We start from the raw sequence: 16,338 nt of genomic DNA, 5'->3' as shown, positions 1-16,338 counted from the left end.
ATGGCACGCACGGGTGTTACGATATCGCGGTAGAGGCGGCGTGTTCAACAGGTCGTCGCTCATCATTCAATGATGCCGGAGGAACATGTGACATCGACCGTCATCCTGATGCTTACGACATTACCCGATGCCCAGGCGGCGTCGACGCTTGCTCGCACCGTATTGGATGCCCGGTTGGCGGCCTGTGCGACGCAACTTGCGCCGTCGCGCTCGGTCTATCACTGGCAAGGCGAGCTCGAGCACGCGGACGAGGTGCCGCTGTTGTTTAAGACGGCGGTGACACGTGCGTTCGAGTTGGAAAAGTTTATTGCCGCAAATCATCCGTATCAGACGCCGGAGATTCTGTCCTGGTCCGCTGCGTCGTCGCCTGCCTACGCGTTGTGGGTCGACACGGAGACATCACGTCCGACATATGTTTAGTCCGTCTTTCAGACGTTCAGCCGCGGCGTCGTGGTTGACCGGGATCGCGCTGATTATCGCAGCGCTGTGGGCAACCCTGGCGTCCCGCGCCGCGTGGGCGAGCGATGGGTTTCTCGATCCACAAGACGCGTTTCAGTTCAGCTCGCTCGAAAAGCCGGGGACGGTCGAGTTGCATTTCCGCATTGCCGACGGCTACTACCTGTACCGTGAACGCTTTGCGTTTGCCGTCAGATCGGGCGATGCCGCGCTGGGGGTGCCACAGCTGCCGCCCGGCAAGGTTAAGTTCGACCAGACCTTCAATAAGGACGTCGAGACGTACCGCGGCAACCTTGTCGTCACGGTGCCCATTACCCGCACGGGCGGCGCATTCGATCTTATCGTGACGTCGCAGGGCTGCGCGGACCAGGGGATTTGTTACCCACCGGCCGAGCACGTCGTGCATCTGAGCGGCCCGGCGGTAAAGGCTGGCGTGGCAGGTGCGACGACGACCGGTGGCGGCAACGCACGATCGGGTCCGTTGATCGAGCGCTTTTTCAGCGCCGACGATGCGCAGGCAGTGTTGCAACAGGACGGATTATCGGCCGTGCTGGCGTTTTTCTTTGCCGGTGGCATTGTGTTGAGTTTGTTTCCCTGCTCGCTGCCAATGATTCCGATTTTGTCATCGATCATTGTTGGCCAAGGGGCTCACGTGACGCGTGCGCGCGGCTGCACGCTGTCAGTAGCCTATGTGCTTGGCATGGCGCTGGTGTACGCGCTGCTCGGCGTAGCGGCCGCGGCGATCGGCCAAAGTCTCGGGGCGTGGTTGCAGAATCGCTGGGTGCTCGGTGTCTTCGCGATACTGATTGCGGGGATGGGGGGCTTGTTGTTGGCTGGCCGGGATATTCAGTTGCCACAGGGGCTGCAGGATCGCGCCAATGCGCTATCGCAGCGCCAGGCGGGGGGGCGGTTTGCAGCCGTCTTTGTCATGGGGGCGTTGTCAGCCGTCGTTGTCGGCGCATGTATGACCGCGCCGCTAGCTGCGATCCTGCTATTCATCGCGCATACCGGCAATATCGGCGTGGGCGCCGCGTCGCTGTTCGCGATGGGCCTCGGCAATGGCGTGCCGCTGTTGGTCGTTGGGATCGGGGCTGGTGCGCTGCTGCCGCGTGCAGGTCGCTGGATGGACGCCGTCAAGCGCATTTTCGGCATGATGCTGCTGGCCGTTGCGCTGTGGCTCGTTACACCGGTGTTGCCTGGCACGATCTCGATGTCGCTGGCGGCGCTGTGGCTGATGGTCACGGCAGCGCTCCTGCGGCTTTTTGATTGTTCGGCCGGCACGGCATCGATTGCGGCGCGATTGAGCAAGGGCCTGGCCGCGGCGCTTGCCGTGTGGGCTGTCGCGCTGCTGGTTGGGGCGGCTGCCGGTTCGTCGGATCCGCTCAGACCACTCGCTGTCTTTGCCGGCGCGCGGACCGGGCCCGGGACCGCCGCAACGATCGCTGCCACTGTACCTGCGTTTGCCCCGGTCACGTCGACGGCACAGCTAGACCAGGTGCTGGGCGCGGCGCGGCGGCCTGTGATGTTGGATTTCTATGCGGACTGGTGCACGAGTTGCAAGGAAATGGAGCAGTTCACGTTCAGTGACGAGCGTGTGCGGACCAGATTGGCCTCGATGGACCTGCTGCGTGCCGACGTCACCGCGAACCACGCCGACGATCAGGCGTTGCTGCGGCGCTTCCGGCTGTTCGGACCGCCAGGAATCGTTTTCTTCGACGCTCAAGGCCGGGAACTGGCTCGCGTCGTCGGCTATCAGTCGCCGGAGCTTTTCCTGAAAAGCCTGGACCGCCTGATTGGCACCTCGTCTCCTGTCGCCGGCTAAGCGTCATAGAGCGAGCGCTACCGGCGATGTAACGCCGGATCATGCCAGAAGCGGGTCCTGCCGCTGGATTGCCCTAGCTGGGCCACCTTCGCAGGCTTGCGTTCGCTGGATCGCCTTGCTAACTTGCTCTGGCTGGCTTGTGCCCGCTGGATCGCTCTCGCTGGCTTGCGTCCATTGCGATCGCGCCCATGCGAGGCGGGCGGCATCATCGATGCTGTTCCCGCAGGATACGGGCGGCATCCAGTGCAAAATAGGTCAGCACGCCATCCGCGCCAGCTCGCTTGAACGCCAGCAACGATTCCATGACGACCTTGTCGTGATCCAGCCAGCCATTTTGCGCGGCGGCTTTCAACATCGCGTATTCGCCGCTGACCTGATACGCATAGGTTGGAAAGTGAAATGTCTCTTTCACGCGGTACACGACGTCCAAATACGGCATGCCAGGCTTAACCATCACCATGTCCGCGCCTTCCTCGATGTCCAACTGGACCTCGCGCAGCGCTTCATCGCCATTGGCCGGGTCCATCTGGTACGTCATCTTGTTGCCCTTGCCCAAATTGGCCGCCGAGCCGACCGCGTCGCGGAACGGACCGTAAAAGGCCGACGCATACTTGGCTGCATAAGCCATAATCCGAGTATGGATATGGCCTTCGTTCTCGAGCATTTTGCGGATCGAGCCGATCCGGCCGTCCATCATGTCCGATGGCGCCACGATATCGACGCCGGCCTGCGCTTGCGTGCGCGCCTGCTCAACGAGGATGGCCGACGTCACGTCGTTGATCACGTAGCCATGCTCGTCCAGCACGCCGTCTTGTCCGTGGCTCGTGTATGGATCCAGCGCGACGTCGGTTAGCACGCCAAGTTCGGGAAAGCGGCGCTTGAGTTCGCGTACCGCCCGCGGGATCAGCCCGTCAGGGTTGGTCGCTTCCTGCCCGTCCGGTGTCTTCAGCGCGGGTTCGATCGCCGGGAACAAAGACAGCACCGGGATGCCGGCCTGGACACATTGTTCAGCCACGCCCATTAACAGATCGACTGACGTACGTTCGACGCCCGGCAATGAGGCCACTGGTTGGCGAACCCGCGTGCCTTCGACGACGAATACCGGGTAAATCAGATCATCCGTCGTCAGGTGGTTCTCACGCATCAGGCGACGGGAGAAATCATCGCGACGCATGCGGCGCGGACGGTACTGGGGAAAGAAGCTCATGGGAGTGCGTATTCGAGTCGGTTGTCGGTGTCGGATAGATGGCGGTGCCCAAAACTTTTCAGGCCGTTGGTATATCATACCGAGCGAGGGCCGCACGATGTGCGGAACTCCCCGCTTCTCCTCCCTGAGCGGGTGCCTGTCGTTCTACGATTAGGCTGTTGACCCGCCGCGTGACGGCGGGTTTTTTTATCGGCATCCCCTTTATCGGCACTTCATGCCTATTCGCTCGCGTCGGGGCCGGATTGCGCATCCGCTTGCGAAGCGGCGTCAGGTGCCAGCCAGTGCTCCAGCAGTGCGTGAGCCTGGTCCAGGCCGATACGCTTGAGGGCTGAGAACAGCTGTATCGTGATCTCGCTGCGCAGACCGGCAGCTTGGTAAGCGGTGGCGGCTTTTTGCGCAGCGCGTAGAGCATTCATGCTTTCCTGTCGCGTCAATTTGTCGCATTTGGTGAGCAGCACGTGGATCGGCCGCGCGGTCGCGCCGAACCACTCGACCATGCGCCGGTCCAGTTCCGTGAACGGCCGCCGTGAATCCATCACGAGGATCAGGCCGCGGATTTGCGGCCGCGTCGTCAGGTAGGTGCTCAGTAACGCTTCCCAATGCGCCTTCGCAGCGCCGGGCACTTCGGCATACCCGTACCCGGGCAGATCTACCAGATGCGCGACGGGCGCGTCCGCCGGCCCGACCGCGAAGTAATTGATATGCTGTGTGCGCCCGGGCGTCTTGCTCGCGAACGCCAGCCGCTTCTGGTTGCATAACACGTTGATCGCCGTGGACTTGCCGGCGTTGGAGCGGCCAGCGAACGCCACTTCCGGCTGTATCGTCGCCGGCAGGTCGCGCAGATGGTTGACGGTCGTGAAAAAACGGCACTGATGTAGCAAGGGCATGAGATCACCAACAAGGCGGCGCAATGCAAGGGCAGTGGCCGGGCAATCCCGGGCTGGCATCATCGCGAATAGCGCGTTATTGTACAATGCGACGGTTTACTGACGATTCGATTGCGTGCCCGCCGGGTCGCCGGAGGCTGCCTACCGTCGTTTGTTGCAGAACCTCAGTTCTCTTCCCTACAAGACGAAACAAGGTGTGCGAATGAACCGATTGAGCAGGTCTGTGGTCGTGCTTCAGATGTTGGCAGGAATCGGTGCCGCGTCAGGATGGGCGGGGTTGGCAGGAGCGGCGGATGCGCCGGCAAAGCCGGACCTCAACCGAGGACAGGCCATTGCCGCCCAGGTGTGTGCGACGTGTCATGGCACGGACGGTAACAGCGCGAGCGGGGCATTCCCGAAGCTTGCCGGGCAGCACGCGGACTATACCGTTAAGCAATTGAGCGATTTCAAGACGCAGCCGGGCGCGGAGCAACCGGAGCGCAAGAACGACGTGATGGCACCTTTTGCCGCTGCGCTGTCGGACCAGGATACAGCGAACGTGGCGGCCTATTTCGCATCGCAGCAGCAAACGCGCGGATTCGCGAGCGACAACGCGTTAGTGGCGGTGGGCCAGCGGATCTGGCGCGGCGGCATCCTCGAAAAGGGCGTGCCGGCGTGCGCGGGTTGTCATGGGCCTGCCGGCGCGGGGATTCCGGCGCAGTATCCGCGCCTGGCCGGGCAGTGGAGCGACTACACGATCGCGCAATTGAGGGGGTTCGCGGAAGGCACGCGCAACAACAATGTGCCGATGAGCCAGATCGCGGCACGGCTCAGTGATCATGAGATCAAGGCGGTGGCCGACTACATCAGCGGCTTGCGGTAATGCGGCGGCGGGCAGCGTCCGAATGGAGTGTGAATTGAGTGTTTCAACATCGGGCGTGCAGATTCGTACCGAACACCGGATTGTGCGCGACGCGATCGAGTTGCTCAGCTCGATGCGCTTTGCGATCAGCCTGTTGGTCATTCTGGCGATCGCGAGCGTCATCGGCACGGTGCTGACGCAGGAAGACCCCTACCCAAACTACGTCAACCAATTTGGTCCGTTCTGGGCCGACATCTTCCGCGCGCTCGGGCTATACACGATGTACAGCGCGTGGTGGTTCATGCTGATTCTCGCGTTCCTGATCGTGTCGATCTCGCTGTGCGTGATTCGCAATGCGCCGAAGATGATCGCCGACATGAAAAGCTGGAAGGAACGCGTACGCGAGGGCAGCTTGCGCGCATTCCACCACAACGCGGAGTATGTGGCAACGATGGACCGGGAACACGCCGCGCAGGCGCTCGGCGCGCTCGTGCGCCGGCTCGGCTACCAGATGCGAGCCGTGCCGCGCGACGAACCCGACGGGACGGCAACGCTGATCACTGCCAAGCGTGGCGCATTCAATAAGCTCGGCTATATCTTCGCCCATCTGGCGATCGTCGTCATTTGCCTCGGTGGGTTGCTCGACAGCAACCTGCCGATCAAGCTGCAAATGTGGCTATTTAACAAGACCCCTGTGCAGTCCAACCAGGTGATCAGCCAGATTGGCCCGGAGCACCGGTTGTCGGCGTCCAACCCAACCTTTCGGGGCTACGCCTGGGTGCCGGAAGGCCAGCATGTGTCCACGGCAATACTGAACCAGCAGAACGGTTCCCTGATCCAGGATTTGCCGTTCTCGATCGAGTTGAATAAGTTTATCGTCGACTATTACTCGACTGGCATGCCCAAGTTGTTCGCCAGCGACATCGTCGTGGTCGACCATGATAGCGGCAAGCGCATCCCGGCGCGTGTCGAAGTCAACAAGCCGTTCGTCTACGACGGCGTGGCTATTTACCAATCCAGTTTCCAGGATGGTGGCTCGACCATGCGCATGAGCGCTTACCCGATGACTGGCACCGGCAGCCAGCCCGTGCCGCTTGCCGGGACGATCGGCGTATCGATGCCACTGGAATCGCTCGGACAGGGCGACACCGTCGAGTTCACGGATTTTCGTGCGATCAATGTCGAGAACGTGTCCAACGGCGCTGGGCAGAATGATACGCGCGGCGTATCGCATCAATCGCTCAAACAGGCGTTTGATGAACGGTTGGGGTCAGGCGCGAAGACCTCGAAACCGGTGGAGCTGCGCAATGTCGGCCCGTCCGTGCAGTTCAAGATTCGCGACAAAAGCGGGCAGGCACACGAATATAACAATTACATGCTGCCGGTGCTAATCGATGGCCAGCGAGTGTTCCTGGCAGGCATGCGCAGTCGTCCCGATGATCCGTTCCGCTACTTGCGCATTCCGGCGGACAACGCCGGCTCCGTCAATGAATGGATGCGGCTGCGCGCAGCGCTGGCGGATCCCGCCGTGCGCGACGAGGCGGCGCGCCGATTCGCCGTACGATCGATACCATCGGCCAGCAATAGCGCATTGCAGGGCCCCTTGCGCGACAGCGCCCAGCGCGTGCTCAACCTGTTCGCCGGCGGCGCGCGCCCCGACAGCATGCCCGCCGGTGCGCCCCCGAACGGCGGATTCCAGGCCGTGGCCGAGTTCATTGACCATTCGGTGCCCAGCGCGGAGCAGCCAAAAGCAGCCGAGTTGTTGTTGCGGATGCTCGAAGGGGCGATCTGGGAAGTGTGGCAGATTGCGCGGGAGCGCGCCGGGGAGCCGCCTGCGCCGTCTGACGCTGACAATACGCGTTTCATGCAAAGCGCCATTAACGCGTTGTCGGACAGTTTTTTCTACGGCGCGCCAGTGTACCTGCAACTTGACTCCTTCAAGCAAGTCCAGGCGTCGGTGTTTCAGCTGACCCGCGCGCCCGGCAAGCCTCTCGTGTATCTTGGCAGCATCCTGCTCGTGCTGGGCATCTTTGCGATGTTCTACGTGCGCGAACGCCGCTTGTGGATCTGGCTCAAGCCCGAAGGACAGCACGGCGGCACCCGTGTCCTGATGGCCATGTCCACGGCCCGCAGAACGCTCGATTTTGTTGGCGAATACGCGCGCATGCGCGACGCGCTTGGTGCGGTGCTGGGTGTGCGGCCGCTCGATGTAGGCCCGTCGCATGTTGCCACGTCCAATGCCGCTACGTGTTCGTCCAATGCCGGCGACGACGCGCCGTCGTCGCAAACGAGCGACACGTCGGCACCCACCTCCTTGCGATCCCCGCAAAAGTGAAGATTATGGATTTGACTCATTCATCTTCCCGGCCCGCCCGGGACTCAGCGGTGGATACGGCGTCACGCCCGCCGTACGCCGCCCAAGCCACTGTGTCAGTTGAGGGGCCGTTGGCCGGGCTATCAGACTGGGATACCCGTGCGCTGCTGCACCGCCTGACGTTGCTCGACTGGTTGTTCGCGTTGCTGGTGATCGTGGGCGCGGGCTTTGCGCTGTTGCGCTATCACGCGTACATGAACGTGTATGACGTCGGCGTGTTGTGCGGTACCGCGCCGGCGTTGGTCGTGCTGGCTTGGCGCTGGAAGCCGGTTCGATGGCTGGCGCTGGGCATCGCGGTGCTGGCACTGTCCGGCGTGGCGCTGTATCGCGGCGACCTGGCACGGGCCGAGTCGACATTTTTCCTGAAGTATCTACTGTCGAGCCAGTCGGCGATCCTATGGATGAGCGCGCTGTTTGTCATCGCGACCGTGTTTTACTGGATCGGCACGCTGACGCGCTCGGCCTCGGGCGGCGCGATCGGCTCGAAGCTGACTTGGGCGGCGGTATGGATGGGATTCGTGGGAATGATGGTGCGCTGGTACGAATCGTACCTGATCAGTCCGGATGTCGGCCACATTCCGATTTCGAACCTGTATGAAGTGTTCGTGCTGTTTTGTCTGATCACTGCGCTATTTTATCTTTATTATGAATCGCATTACCGCACGCGAGCGTTGGGTGCATTCGTGCTGCTGGTGATCAGCGCGGCCGTCGGATTTCTGATGTGGTACTCGATATCACGCGACGCGCAACACATTCAGCCGCTCGTGCCGGCGTTGCAAAGCTGGTGGATGAAAATTCATGTGCCGGCGAATTTTATCGGCTATGGCAGCTTCGCGTTGTCGGCGATGGTGTCGGTGGCCTACTTGCTCAAGCAGCGCGGCATGCTGGACGATCGGTTGCCTTCGTTCGAATTGCTGGACGACGTGATGTATAAGTCGATCGCGGTCGGCTTCGCGTTCTTCACGATCGCGACCATTCTTGGTGCGTTGTGGGCTGCCGAGGCTTGGGGGGGCTATTGGAGTTGGGATCCGAAGGAAACCTGGGCGTTGATCGTTTGGTTGAATTACGCGGCCTGGCTGCACATGCGGCTAATGAAAGGGTTGCGTGGCACGCCGGCGGCATGGTGGGCACTGACCGGTTTGCTCGTGACGACTTTTGCGTTCCTCGGCGTCAATATGTTCCTGTCCGGCTTGCACAGCTACGGCAAGCTCTAGGCGGCGCCGCTGCACGGTGATGGCCCGATCGCGACCGCCGCACGCCGGCGGTACCTTCTGAGCGGTCACCCTGTTCAGTCGGGCAGTGTCGATTCGCCGTCCATCAACTGCGCGAGCGTTTCGCGTCGGCGTGCCACGTGCACCCGCGCGCCGTCCACAAGTAACTCGGCGGCTCGGGGGCGGGTGTTGTAGTTCGAGCTCATCACAAACCCGTACGCGCCGGCTGACCGTATCGCGAGCAGGTCGCCGCACGCCAGTGCGAGTGACTGATCACGAGCCAACCAGTCGCCACTCTCGCACACTGGGCCGACGATGTCGTAGGTCACCGGTGGCTGGCCATCGCGCGGCGCGACCGCATTGACCGCATGATACGCGTCGTACATGGCGGGGCGAGCGAGGTCGTTCATCGCTGCATCGACGATCGCGAAATGCTTGACTGCTCCCGGCTTTAAGTATTCGACGCGGGTCAGCAAGATTCCCGCATTGCCGACCAGCGAACGGCCAGGCTCAAACCAGATTTCACGATGACCATGTCCACGCCGATCGAAATGGTCCAGTATCGTTTTGACGAACGTGCCGATGTCCGGCGGCGTTTCGTCGTCGTAGCGAATGCCTAGGCCGCCGCCGACGTCGATATGGCCGATTGGTGCGCCATCTGCCTCGACTTGCGCGACTAACTCGAGTACCTTGTCGATAGCATCGAGGTAGGGGGAAATCTCGGTGATCTGCGAGCCGATGTGGCAGTCGATGCCCGCGATGCGCAAGTGTTTCATGCCCAGCGCCGCGCGATACGCCGCACGTGCATCGTCGAAGGCGACGCCGAACTTGTTCGCCTTGAGGCCCGTCGAAATATACGGATGCGTCTTCGCATCGACATCGGGGTTCACACGCAGCGATATCGGTGCGATCTGGCCCGATTCACCGGCGACCTGGTTCAGTCGCGCCAATTCGGCCAGCGACTCGACGTTGAAGCAACGCACGCCCGCCTCCAACGCGATGCGCATCTCGGCGGTGCTCTTGCCAACACCGGAAAACACCACGTCTTGCGGCTTGCCACCGGCGGCGAGTACGCGCGCGAGTTCGCCGCCGGAAACGATATCGAATCCGGCGCCCAGGCGCGCAAACACGTTTAGCACGGCGAGATTGCTGTTGGCCTTGACCGCATAATGGATCTTCGCGCAGCGGCCGGTGCACGCGCTCGCATAGGCCTGGTATGCGTCGGTCAGCGCGGCGCGCGAATAGACGTAGAGCGGCGTGCCGTATTGTTCGGCGAGCTGGCCGGCGGGCACGCGTTCGACGTGCAGTTCACCGTTGACGTAGGCGAAGGCATTGACCATGAATCAGCGGGCAGGTTGGGCAGTATCGGAGGCAGACCGCGGGACAGACAGGTTGGGCGCGGTCCGAAGGCCGCGCTGCGATAGGTCGGGGGAGAGCGTCGCGGATGCGCCTATGGCACTGCTGGCCGCCGCCGCCGCGGTGGCGGACGCCGGTTGTGCGATGAAAGCCGGCAGTTCAGGCAGCGGCGGCACACTGGGCAAGTACAACGGGCCGCGCTGTCCACAGCCCGCGAGCACGGCGACGCACCAGGCCACGATACCATACGATATCGCGATGGCACGTGCGCGCGGACCCGCTACAATGCCCGACAATCCTTGAACGACACGCATGACAGATCCTGTCAACCTAACCGGTGGAGTTTAGCATGACCGATACCGAATACCTGGAGCTGGCCGAACAGACGCTCGACGCCGTGCAGACGGCCATCGAGAATGCGGCCGACGAGGCGGGCATCGACGTTGAATGCGAGCGCAGCGCAAACGTGCTGACGCTCGAATTCGACGACGATTCGAAGATCATCGTGAATTTGCAGCCGCCGATGCACGAAATCTGGATCGCAGCGAAGTCTGGTGGGTATCACTTCAAGTATGTTGACGGCGTGTGGCGCGATACCCGCACATCGACCGAGTTTTTTGCGACGTTGTCCGCCGCGGTGTCGCTGCATGCGGGCCAGCCGGTCACGCTCGCGCGCGCGTCGTGAGCCGCCGCGCTGCGCATCATGCTTTCGTGCGCGCCGCGCTTGTGCGACGTGCTCACTGACCCTTAAACAGTTTCATGATGTCCTGTCGTTCGGATTCGTCTACGCTCGCGTTGACACCCGAGTCCGAGGCGGCGCTTGCCGATTCGCCAGTCAGCGCCGAGGCGGGCATGCCGACCGTCGCCACGAAGCCTGAGCCTGGCAGCATATTGGCGTAGTACAGTTCGCCGTCGATGTCCTCGATGCCCGGCGGGCGGGGCATGGTGTAGGTGGGCTTGTCCTTGAGCGCTCGGCCCATGTAATCGATCCAAATAGGCAATGCGAGGCCGCCGCCGGTTTCACGATCGCCCAAGCTGCGCGAGCTGTCAAAGCCGATCCATGCGACAGCGACTAGCGTGTGCTGGTAGCCGGCGAACCAGGCGTCGCGCGAGTCGTTGGTCGTGCCGGTCTTGCCGCCGATGTCCACGCGCTTGAGTGCGTTCGACTTGGCGCCCGTTCCGCGCTGTGCGACACCGATCAGCAGGTTATTCATGATGTACGCATTGCGCGGATCGACCGCGCGCGGCGCATTCTGCTCGGCCACCACCGGCTGCGCTCGCGCGACGAGCGCGCCGCGCGCATCGGTGATCTCGGCAATTAGGTAGGGATTGATCCGGTAGCCGCCGTTGGCGAACACCGCATAGCCGGCGGCCATCTGTAATGGCGTGACGAGCCCTGCGCCGAGTGCCATCGGCAGGTAGGCAGGGTGTTTGTCCGCATCGAAACCGAAGTGCGTGATGTGCTGCTGCGCGTAATGCGTGCCGATATGGCTCAGGATCCGGATCGATACGAGGTTCCTCGACTTCTGCAGCGCGGTGCGCATCGTCATCGGACCATCGTAGCCGCCGCCGTAGTTCTTCGGTTCCCACGCGTGGCCGCCGGGTGTGGTTGGCGGAAAGTACAGCGGCGCATCATTGATGATCGTCGCTGGGCCCAGTCCCTTGTCCAGCGCGGCCGAATAGATGAACGGCTTAAAGCTCGAACCGGCCTGGCGCCACGCCTGCGTGACGTGATTGAATTTGCTTTTGTTGAAATCAAAGCCACCGATCAGCGCGCGGATCGCGCCGTCCTGCGGCGTGAGCGCGATGAGCGCGCTCTCGACCTGCGGCAACTGCACGATGCTGAACGCACCATCCGCGGCCTTGGTGATTCGGATGATCGATCCGGGACGGATGCGCTGGTTCCGCTGCGCACGCTCGGACAAGGCCGCGGCAGCAAAGCGCAGCCCGTCGCCTCGGATGGTGACGGTGTTGCCGTCGATCAGCGAAGCCTTAACCTCGTGCGGGCCGGCTTGCGTGACGACGGCGGCGACTAGGTCGCCGTTGTCCGGATGTTCGAGCAATGCGTCATCGATCGCCTGTTCGCGCTCGGCGGTATCCTGCGGCAATTCGACAAACCCTTCCGGTCCACGGTAACCATGGCGACGGTCGTAGTCCATCACACCCTTGCGCACGGCGCGGTATGCAGCCTCCTGATCCGCCGAATCGATCGTCGTCACGACCTCGAAGCCGCGCGTGTAGGTCTCGTCGCGATACTGCGCGTACATCAATTGTCGCACCATCTCGGCCACGTACTCAGCGTGCACGCTGTACGGCGTGCTCACCGTCTTGAGCACGATCGGCTCGTGTACCGCCGCATCGTATTGATCCGCGTTGATGTAGTGCAACTCGAGCATACGTTGCAGGATGTACTCCTGACGTATTTTCGCGCGCCGGGGATTCACCACGGGGTTGTATGCGGATGGCGCCTTGGGCAGCCCGGCGAGCATGGCCGCCTGAGCGAGCGTCACGTCCTTCAAATCCTTGCCGAAGTACACGCGCGCCGCGCTGGCGAAACCGTATGCACGTTGACCGAGATAGATCTGATTCATGTAGACCTCGAGAATCTGATTCTTCGTCAACGCCGACTCGATCTTGTACGCGAGCAGCATCTCGTACAGCTTGCGGGTGTAGGTTTTCTCGCTGGACAAAAAGAAGTTGCGTGCCACCTGCATCGTGATCGTACTGGCGCCTTGCGCATTGCCGCCCCGGGTGAAATTGGCCACGCCGGCGCGCAGGATGCCGGTCAGGTCAACCCCGCCATGATCGTAGAAGCGATAGTCCTCGATCGCCAGCACCGCCTTTTTCATTACCTCCGGGATTTCGTCGAATCGCACGATACGCCTGCGTTCCTCGCCGAATTCACCGATCAGCACATGGTCCGCCGTATAGATGCGCAGTGGCAACTTGGGCCGATAGTCCGTCAATGCGTCTAACGGCGGCAGGTTGCGCTCGGCAACGATCACCGCGTAGCACAGCATTAGCGCCAGCGCCAGTATCGTCCCGATCAGTAGGGTGCCCAGCGCGAGTAGAACCCGCCACCCTAGCGCGCGTTTGCGCTTTGGGCCGGCCGGAGGAGGAGGGGCGTCAGGCGTCGTCGATTGCATGGGAATACCAAAAACACGAACTCGCGATTATAGCGGGGCGGGCTGACACGACTGATCCCCCTGTCCGCAAGGATGCCTATTGTGGGCGCGACGTGGCGTGAGTGAACCGCTGCTGGCCGATCAGCCGAATGTGCGGCGGCGGCGCAGCTCGCAACAATGTCTGCATGCTTCGTCGAGCGCAGAGCCGGAGCGGTTTCCGGCCGACGCGGCGAAGCAAGGGAGGGAACATGCAGAATGCTTTATTGTCCGTTGGACGCCGGTTCGCGGCAGGAATCGACATTACGCCGTCGGAAATCCGGATGGCGGTGGCCAGCCGCAGGCTGGCTGACGGCGCCGACGTGCGCGTTGAGCACCTGGCGGCGCAACCGCTGCCGGCGGGCGTGGTGGAGGATGGCGAAATTTTGCGGCCCGAATGCGTGTCGCGGGCATTGAGCGTATTGCGCGACAGTATGCCGATACGGCGGTCTCTCGCCGGTGTGCGATACGTGATGGCGTTGCCGCCGGCGGTGACCTACACGGGTGTGACCTCGCTTGCCGAGCTGGCGCGTCGCACGCCCGGCCTCGCTTCGGTGCAGCACGCTTGCGCCGCGTTCGACGAATTGGAGCCGGCCGTGCTGGCCGAGGCCGAACGCCTGTTTGGCGTAGATCCATCGTCGATCGTCGTCGATTGGCTCATGGCGGATCGGGACGACGATCCCGACGCGGTGACGATCACCGCCGCTTCGCGTGATTGGCTCGATATACGGATCGCCACGGCAGCGGCTGCGAACATCGTGCTCAGTACGGTAGACGGCGAGGCTGCGGCCGCACTGCGTGCGTGCCGGCTGCAGGGTGCACTCGTGTTGCCCGCCGGTTGTTGCTGGTGCGCGATATGGGTCGGCGGTGGCACTGTGTATACATGGCTGCTGCGCGGCACGATGGTGCGGCGTGAGTGGCATGCGTTATCTGGGCACCGGGGCCCGATATTGGACGCGCTGCGTGACGCGCTGGCCTCTGACGACCTCTCGGGAGCTGTGGTGGGCGGCGAGGTTGCCGCGATCGCGGCCGCGGGACTCGATTTCGATGCGTTGCGCGGTGCGCTCGGATGCGATCCGCAGCTATTCCGGTGTGCGCCGTTTTGCCGCGCGTCGATCGCCACACAACCGTGCAGCAACAGTCCTGCGTATGCTGTCGCCTTCGGGCTCGCGATGCGCGGGGTGCTCGAATGAGTGGTGTGTCAGCGAGGGCTCGTGGCGGGCGTTGCCGCGCGGCATGTGCGTTGCTGCTTAGGGACCTTGGCGGTTTCAATCTGTTGCCCCATCGCGCGCGGCGCCGACGCAGAGTTCGTCAACGCAGAGCGTTTGGTGCTGCGTGTGCCGCGTTGGGCGGCGTTGGGGTCGCGGCGATTGTGTCGGCCGCCGCCGGACGCAATGACGTCGCGGCGGAGCAGAACCGGCAACGGCTCGAAAGTGACCTCGCGGCTGCAGCGATTCCGATGGCCGAGTACGCCAGCCTGCAGGCCGAGCTGGGTGCCTACCGCGCGTTTTGCGAGCACGCGACACAACGCGCGGTGCGTAGGGATCAGTTGCTCGCACTGCTCGACCGCCTGTCGAGAGCCGCAGCCCATGACGTGCGCCTGACCGAACTGAGTCGGCACGGCGACGAGACATTCGTCAGCGGGCAAGCCACTGGCCAGTCCGCTTTATCCGCATGGCTCAATGAATTGCGGCATGCGCCAGGCGTGGTTTCGACCAGCGTCCTGTCGTTTCGGCGCGTGCCGCCTGATCGTGAGACCGACGACACAGGTCGCACCACGCCTGCTGGCGCGTTCAACTTTACTGCGCGGTTGACCCACGCCGGTACGCGGCCGCCGATGTCGCCGCATGAGCAGCGTGTGGTTGCGCGAGGTGTGGAGCAGTCCGTCCACGCTGGAGAGGCTTCATGATGGCGCACACAATCGATGCTTCCCTATACGGCTTACGCGGCCAGGCGGCGCTGCTTGCGTCGTGTCGGGCATTGGCGAGGCCGCTAGAGCAGTGGTCGGCCATGCAGTTCCGTATCACGATGGGGGTGTTGGCCGCATTGTCGTTCGGCGGCACGCTGTACGTGTCGCAATCCTCGCACGACGAGCGCATGCGCGCCGAGGCCGTGGCGGTGGCTGGGTTGCGTGCAAAGACTGCGCAAGCCTATCGGCAAGTCAGCGCGTTGCCCGCACTCAGGCGCCAGTTGGAAAAGGTGCGTACTGTGCGGATCGATCCGGACGTCGCACAGCACATGCAACAGATCGACACGTTGGCAGCACGTGCGGGCCTATTACTCGACAGCGTCGAGCCTGTCGCCGAAGTCGCGGTGGGAGAACGCCGAGGCGAGGAGGCGCAAGCAGTCGACCGGCAGACGGCTAGGCTGGCCGCATCCGGCGATTTTATCGGCGCGTGGTCCTTTCTCGGCTCGCTGAGCGCGCTGCCGGTGATCGCGATACCCGACGAGGTTCAACTGAAAGCGGACGGTGGGCAACTCTCGTTGCGCGCCCTATTGACGATATACGGAATGCGCGGTGGACCCGCTCTCGCTGCAGCTGGCTGCGGCCGCGAGTGGGTACGCGAGCCCCGCGTGCCGTTGCCGACGCGCAGCCTGGCAGCGGATGCTGTTCGCGTGCATGATGCCAGCCGGGATGCCGCCGCCGAGCGAGGCGTCGATGCCGACCGCAGGCGTGCCGGCAACCCACCTTCGCCGTTGCCACCGGATCCTTTTAGTGGGTCCCGCGCACGCCAGACTCGCATGGCATCGGTTACATCACCGGTGTGGATCGGCACGATATGGAGCGGGTCGCGCCGGATTGCTGTGGCCGACGCGATCAAACCCCGCCTGCCGGCCACCCCAGGCGATGGTGCCGACTCGGCGGCGGGGGCAATTGCCGACGACGCAGCCTGGGAGGCCGGGCGCAGCGATCATGGACCATCGGCGCCACCAGCGGAGGGCTACGGGTGAGCAGCGCTCGATTTGGCAACACGCGTCGTGTGGCCGCGCAGTGTTTCGTCGCCACGCTGGGCGTTGCGCTT

At 63.0% G+C, this 16,338-nt stretch carries 14 protein-coding genes; 9 read left to right on the top strand and 5 right to left on the bottom strand.

Features of this window, described 5'->3' with window-relative positions; all coding sequences use genetic code 11:
• The first annotated feature begins 69 nt into the window (after positions 1-69).
• Together cutA and dsbD are read left to right on the top strand one after the other, a co-directional pair.
• Positions 70-420 (top strand): divalent-cation tolerance protein CutA, encoded by a 351-nt coding sequence (gene cutA, locus RA167_RS11330; protein WP_076785626.1) that lies wholly within the window; start codon positions 70-72, stop codon positions 418-420.
• Positions 413-2,278 (top strand): protein-disulfide reductase DsbD, encoded by a 1,866-nt coding sequence (gene dsbD, locus RA167_RS11325; RefSeq protein ID WP_076785625.1) that lies wholly within the window; start codon positions 413-415, stop codon positions 2,276-2,278. The genes cutA and dsbD overlap by 8 nt, the downstream gene beginning before the upstream one ends.
• A gap of 205 nt (positions 2,279-2,483) precedes the next feature.
• On the opposite strand, the gene hemB is transcribed toward dsbD, so the two are convergent.
• Positions 2,484-3,485 carry a porphobilinogen synthase gene (hemB, locus tag RA167_RS11320; protein ID WP_076785624.1) on the bottom strand — a complete coding sequence of 334 codons (1,002 nt, stop codon included), beginning with the start codon at positions 3,483-3,485 and terminating at the stop codon, positions 2,484-2,486.
• Positions 3,486-3,703: 218 nt separating this feature from the next.
• Positions 3,704-4,372 carry a ribosome biogenesis GTP-binding protein YihA/YsxC gene (gene yihA / locus RA167_RS11315; RefSeq protein WP_076785623.1) on the bottom strand — a complete coding sequence of 223 codons (669 nt, stop codon included), beginning with the start codon at positions 4,370-4,372 and terminating at the stop codon, positions 3,704-3,706.
• A gap of 202 nt (positions 4,373-4,574) precedes the next feature.
• Here yihA and RA167_RS11310 point away from each other — a divergent pair, with 202 nt between their 5' ends.
• Genes RA167_RS11310 through ccsB form a run of 3 tightly spaced genes read left to right on the top strand, consistent with a single transcriptional unit; the run spans position 4,575 to position 8,801 of the window.
• Complete coding sequence (locus RA167_RS11310) at positions 4,575-5,234, top strand: c-type cytochrome (protein ID WP_076785622.1); 660 nt, start codon at positions 4,575-4,577, stop codon at positions 5,232-5,234.
• A 34-nt stretch (positions 5,235-5,268) separates the two neighbouring features.
• On the top strand, positions 5,269-7,548 hold the full coding sequence (locus RA167_RS11305; protein ID WP_076787488.1) for a cytochrome c biogenesis protein ResB: 2,280 nt from the start codon (positions 5,269-5,271) through the stop codon (positions 7,546-7,548).
• A 5-nt stretch (positions 7,549-7,553) separates the two neighbouring features.
• Complete coding sequence (gene ccsB / locus RA167_RS11300) at positions 7,554-8,801, top strand: c-type cytochrome biogenesis protein CcsB (RefSeq protein ID WP_139337012.1); 1,248 nt, start codon at positions 7,554-7,556, stop codon at positions 8,799-8,801.
• A gap of 74 nt (positions 8,802-8,875) precedes the next feature.
• Here ccsB and lysA read toward each other — a convergent pair whose 3' ends face one another.
• Together lysA and lptM are read right to left on the bottom strand one after the other, a co-directional pair.
• Positions 8,876-10,138: a diaminopimelate decarboxylase gene (gene lysA, locus RA167_RS11295; protein ID WP_076785620.1), complete on the bottom strand. Its 1,263-nt coding sequence runs from the start codon at positions 10,136-10,138 to the stop codon at positions 8,876-8,878.
• A gap of 3 nt (positions 10,139-10,141) precedes the next feature.
• Complete coding sequence (gene lptM / locus RA167_RS11290; RefSeq protein WP_076785619.1) at positions 10,142-10,468, bottom strand: LPS translocon maturation chaperone LptM; 327 nt, start codon at positions 10,466-10,468, stop codon at positions 10,142-10,144.
• Between the two features lie 35 nt (positions 10,469-10,503).
• On the opposite strand from lptM, the gene cyaY reads away from it, so the two are divergent.
• Positions 10,504-10,839 carry an iron donor protein CyaY gene (gene cyaY / locus RA167_RS11285; protein ID WP_076785618.1) on the top strand — a complete coding sequence of 112 codons (336 nt, stop codon included), beginning with the start codon at positions 10,504-10,506 and terminating at the stop codon, positions 10,837-10,839.
• 52 nt (positions 10,840-10,891) lie between these two features.
• Here cyaY and RA167_RS11280 read toward each other — a convergent pair whose 3' ends face one another.
• Positions 10,892-13,300 carry a penicillin-binding protein 1A gene (locus RA167_RS11280; protein ID WP_076785617.1) on the bottom strand — a complete coding sequence of 803 codons (2,409 nt, stop codon included), beginning with the start codon at positions 13,298-13,300 and terminating at the stop codon, positions 10,892-10,894.
• A 227-nt stretch (positions 13,301-13,527) separates the two neighbouring features.
• Between RA167_RS11280 and pilM the strand changes: the two genes are divergently transcribed.
• From pilM to RA167_RS11265, 3 genes are all read left to right on the top strand, one after another.
• The gene (gene pilM / locus RA167_RS11275; RefSeq protein WP_076785616.1) at positions 13,528-14,508 is read left to right on the top strand and encodes a pilus assembly protein PilM; all 981 of its coding nucleotides are present in this window, start codon (positions 13,528-13,530) and stop codon (positions 14,506-14,508) included.
• Between the two features lie 152 nt (positions 14,509-14,660).
• Entirely contained in the window at positions 14,661-15,224 is a 564-nt protein-coding gene (locus tag RA167_RS11270; RefSeq protein ID WP_076785615.1) for a PilN domain-containing protein, read from the top strand.
• The gene (locus RA167_RS11265) at positions 15,221-16,267 is read left to right on the top strand and encodes a hypothetical protein (protein ID WP_139337010.1); all 1,047 of its coding nucleotides are present in this window, start codon (positions 15,221-15,223) and stop codon (positions 16,265-16,267) included. Before RA167_RS11270 ends, RA167_RS11265 begins: the two co-directional genes overlap by 4 nt.
• The last annotated feature ends 71 nt before the right edge of the window (positions 16,268-16,338 follow it).

It is taken from the genome of Mycetohabitans endofungorum, from assembly GCF_037477895.1.
In the GTDB taxonomy this organism is placed as follows: Bacteria; Pseudomonadota; Gammaproteobacteria; order Burkholderiales; family Burkholderiaceae; genus Mycetohabitans.
This window is presented reverse-complemented; position numbering and strand designations above follow the sequence as displayed.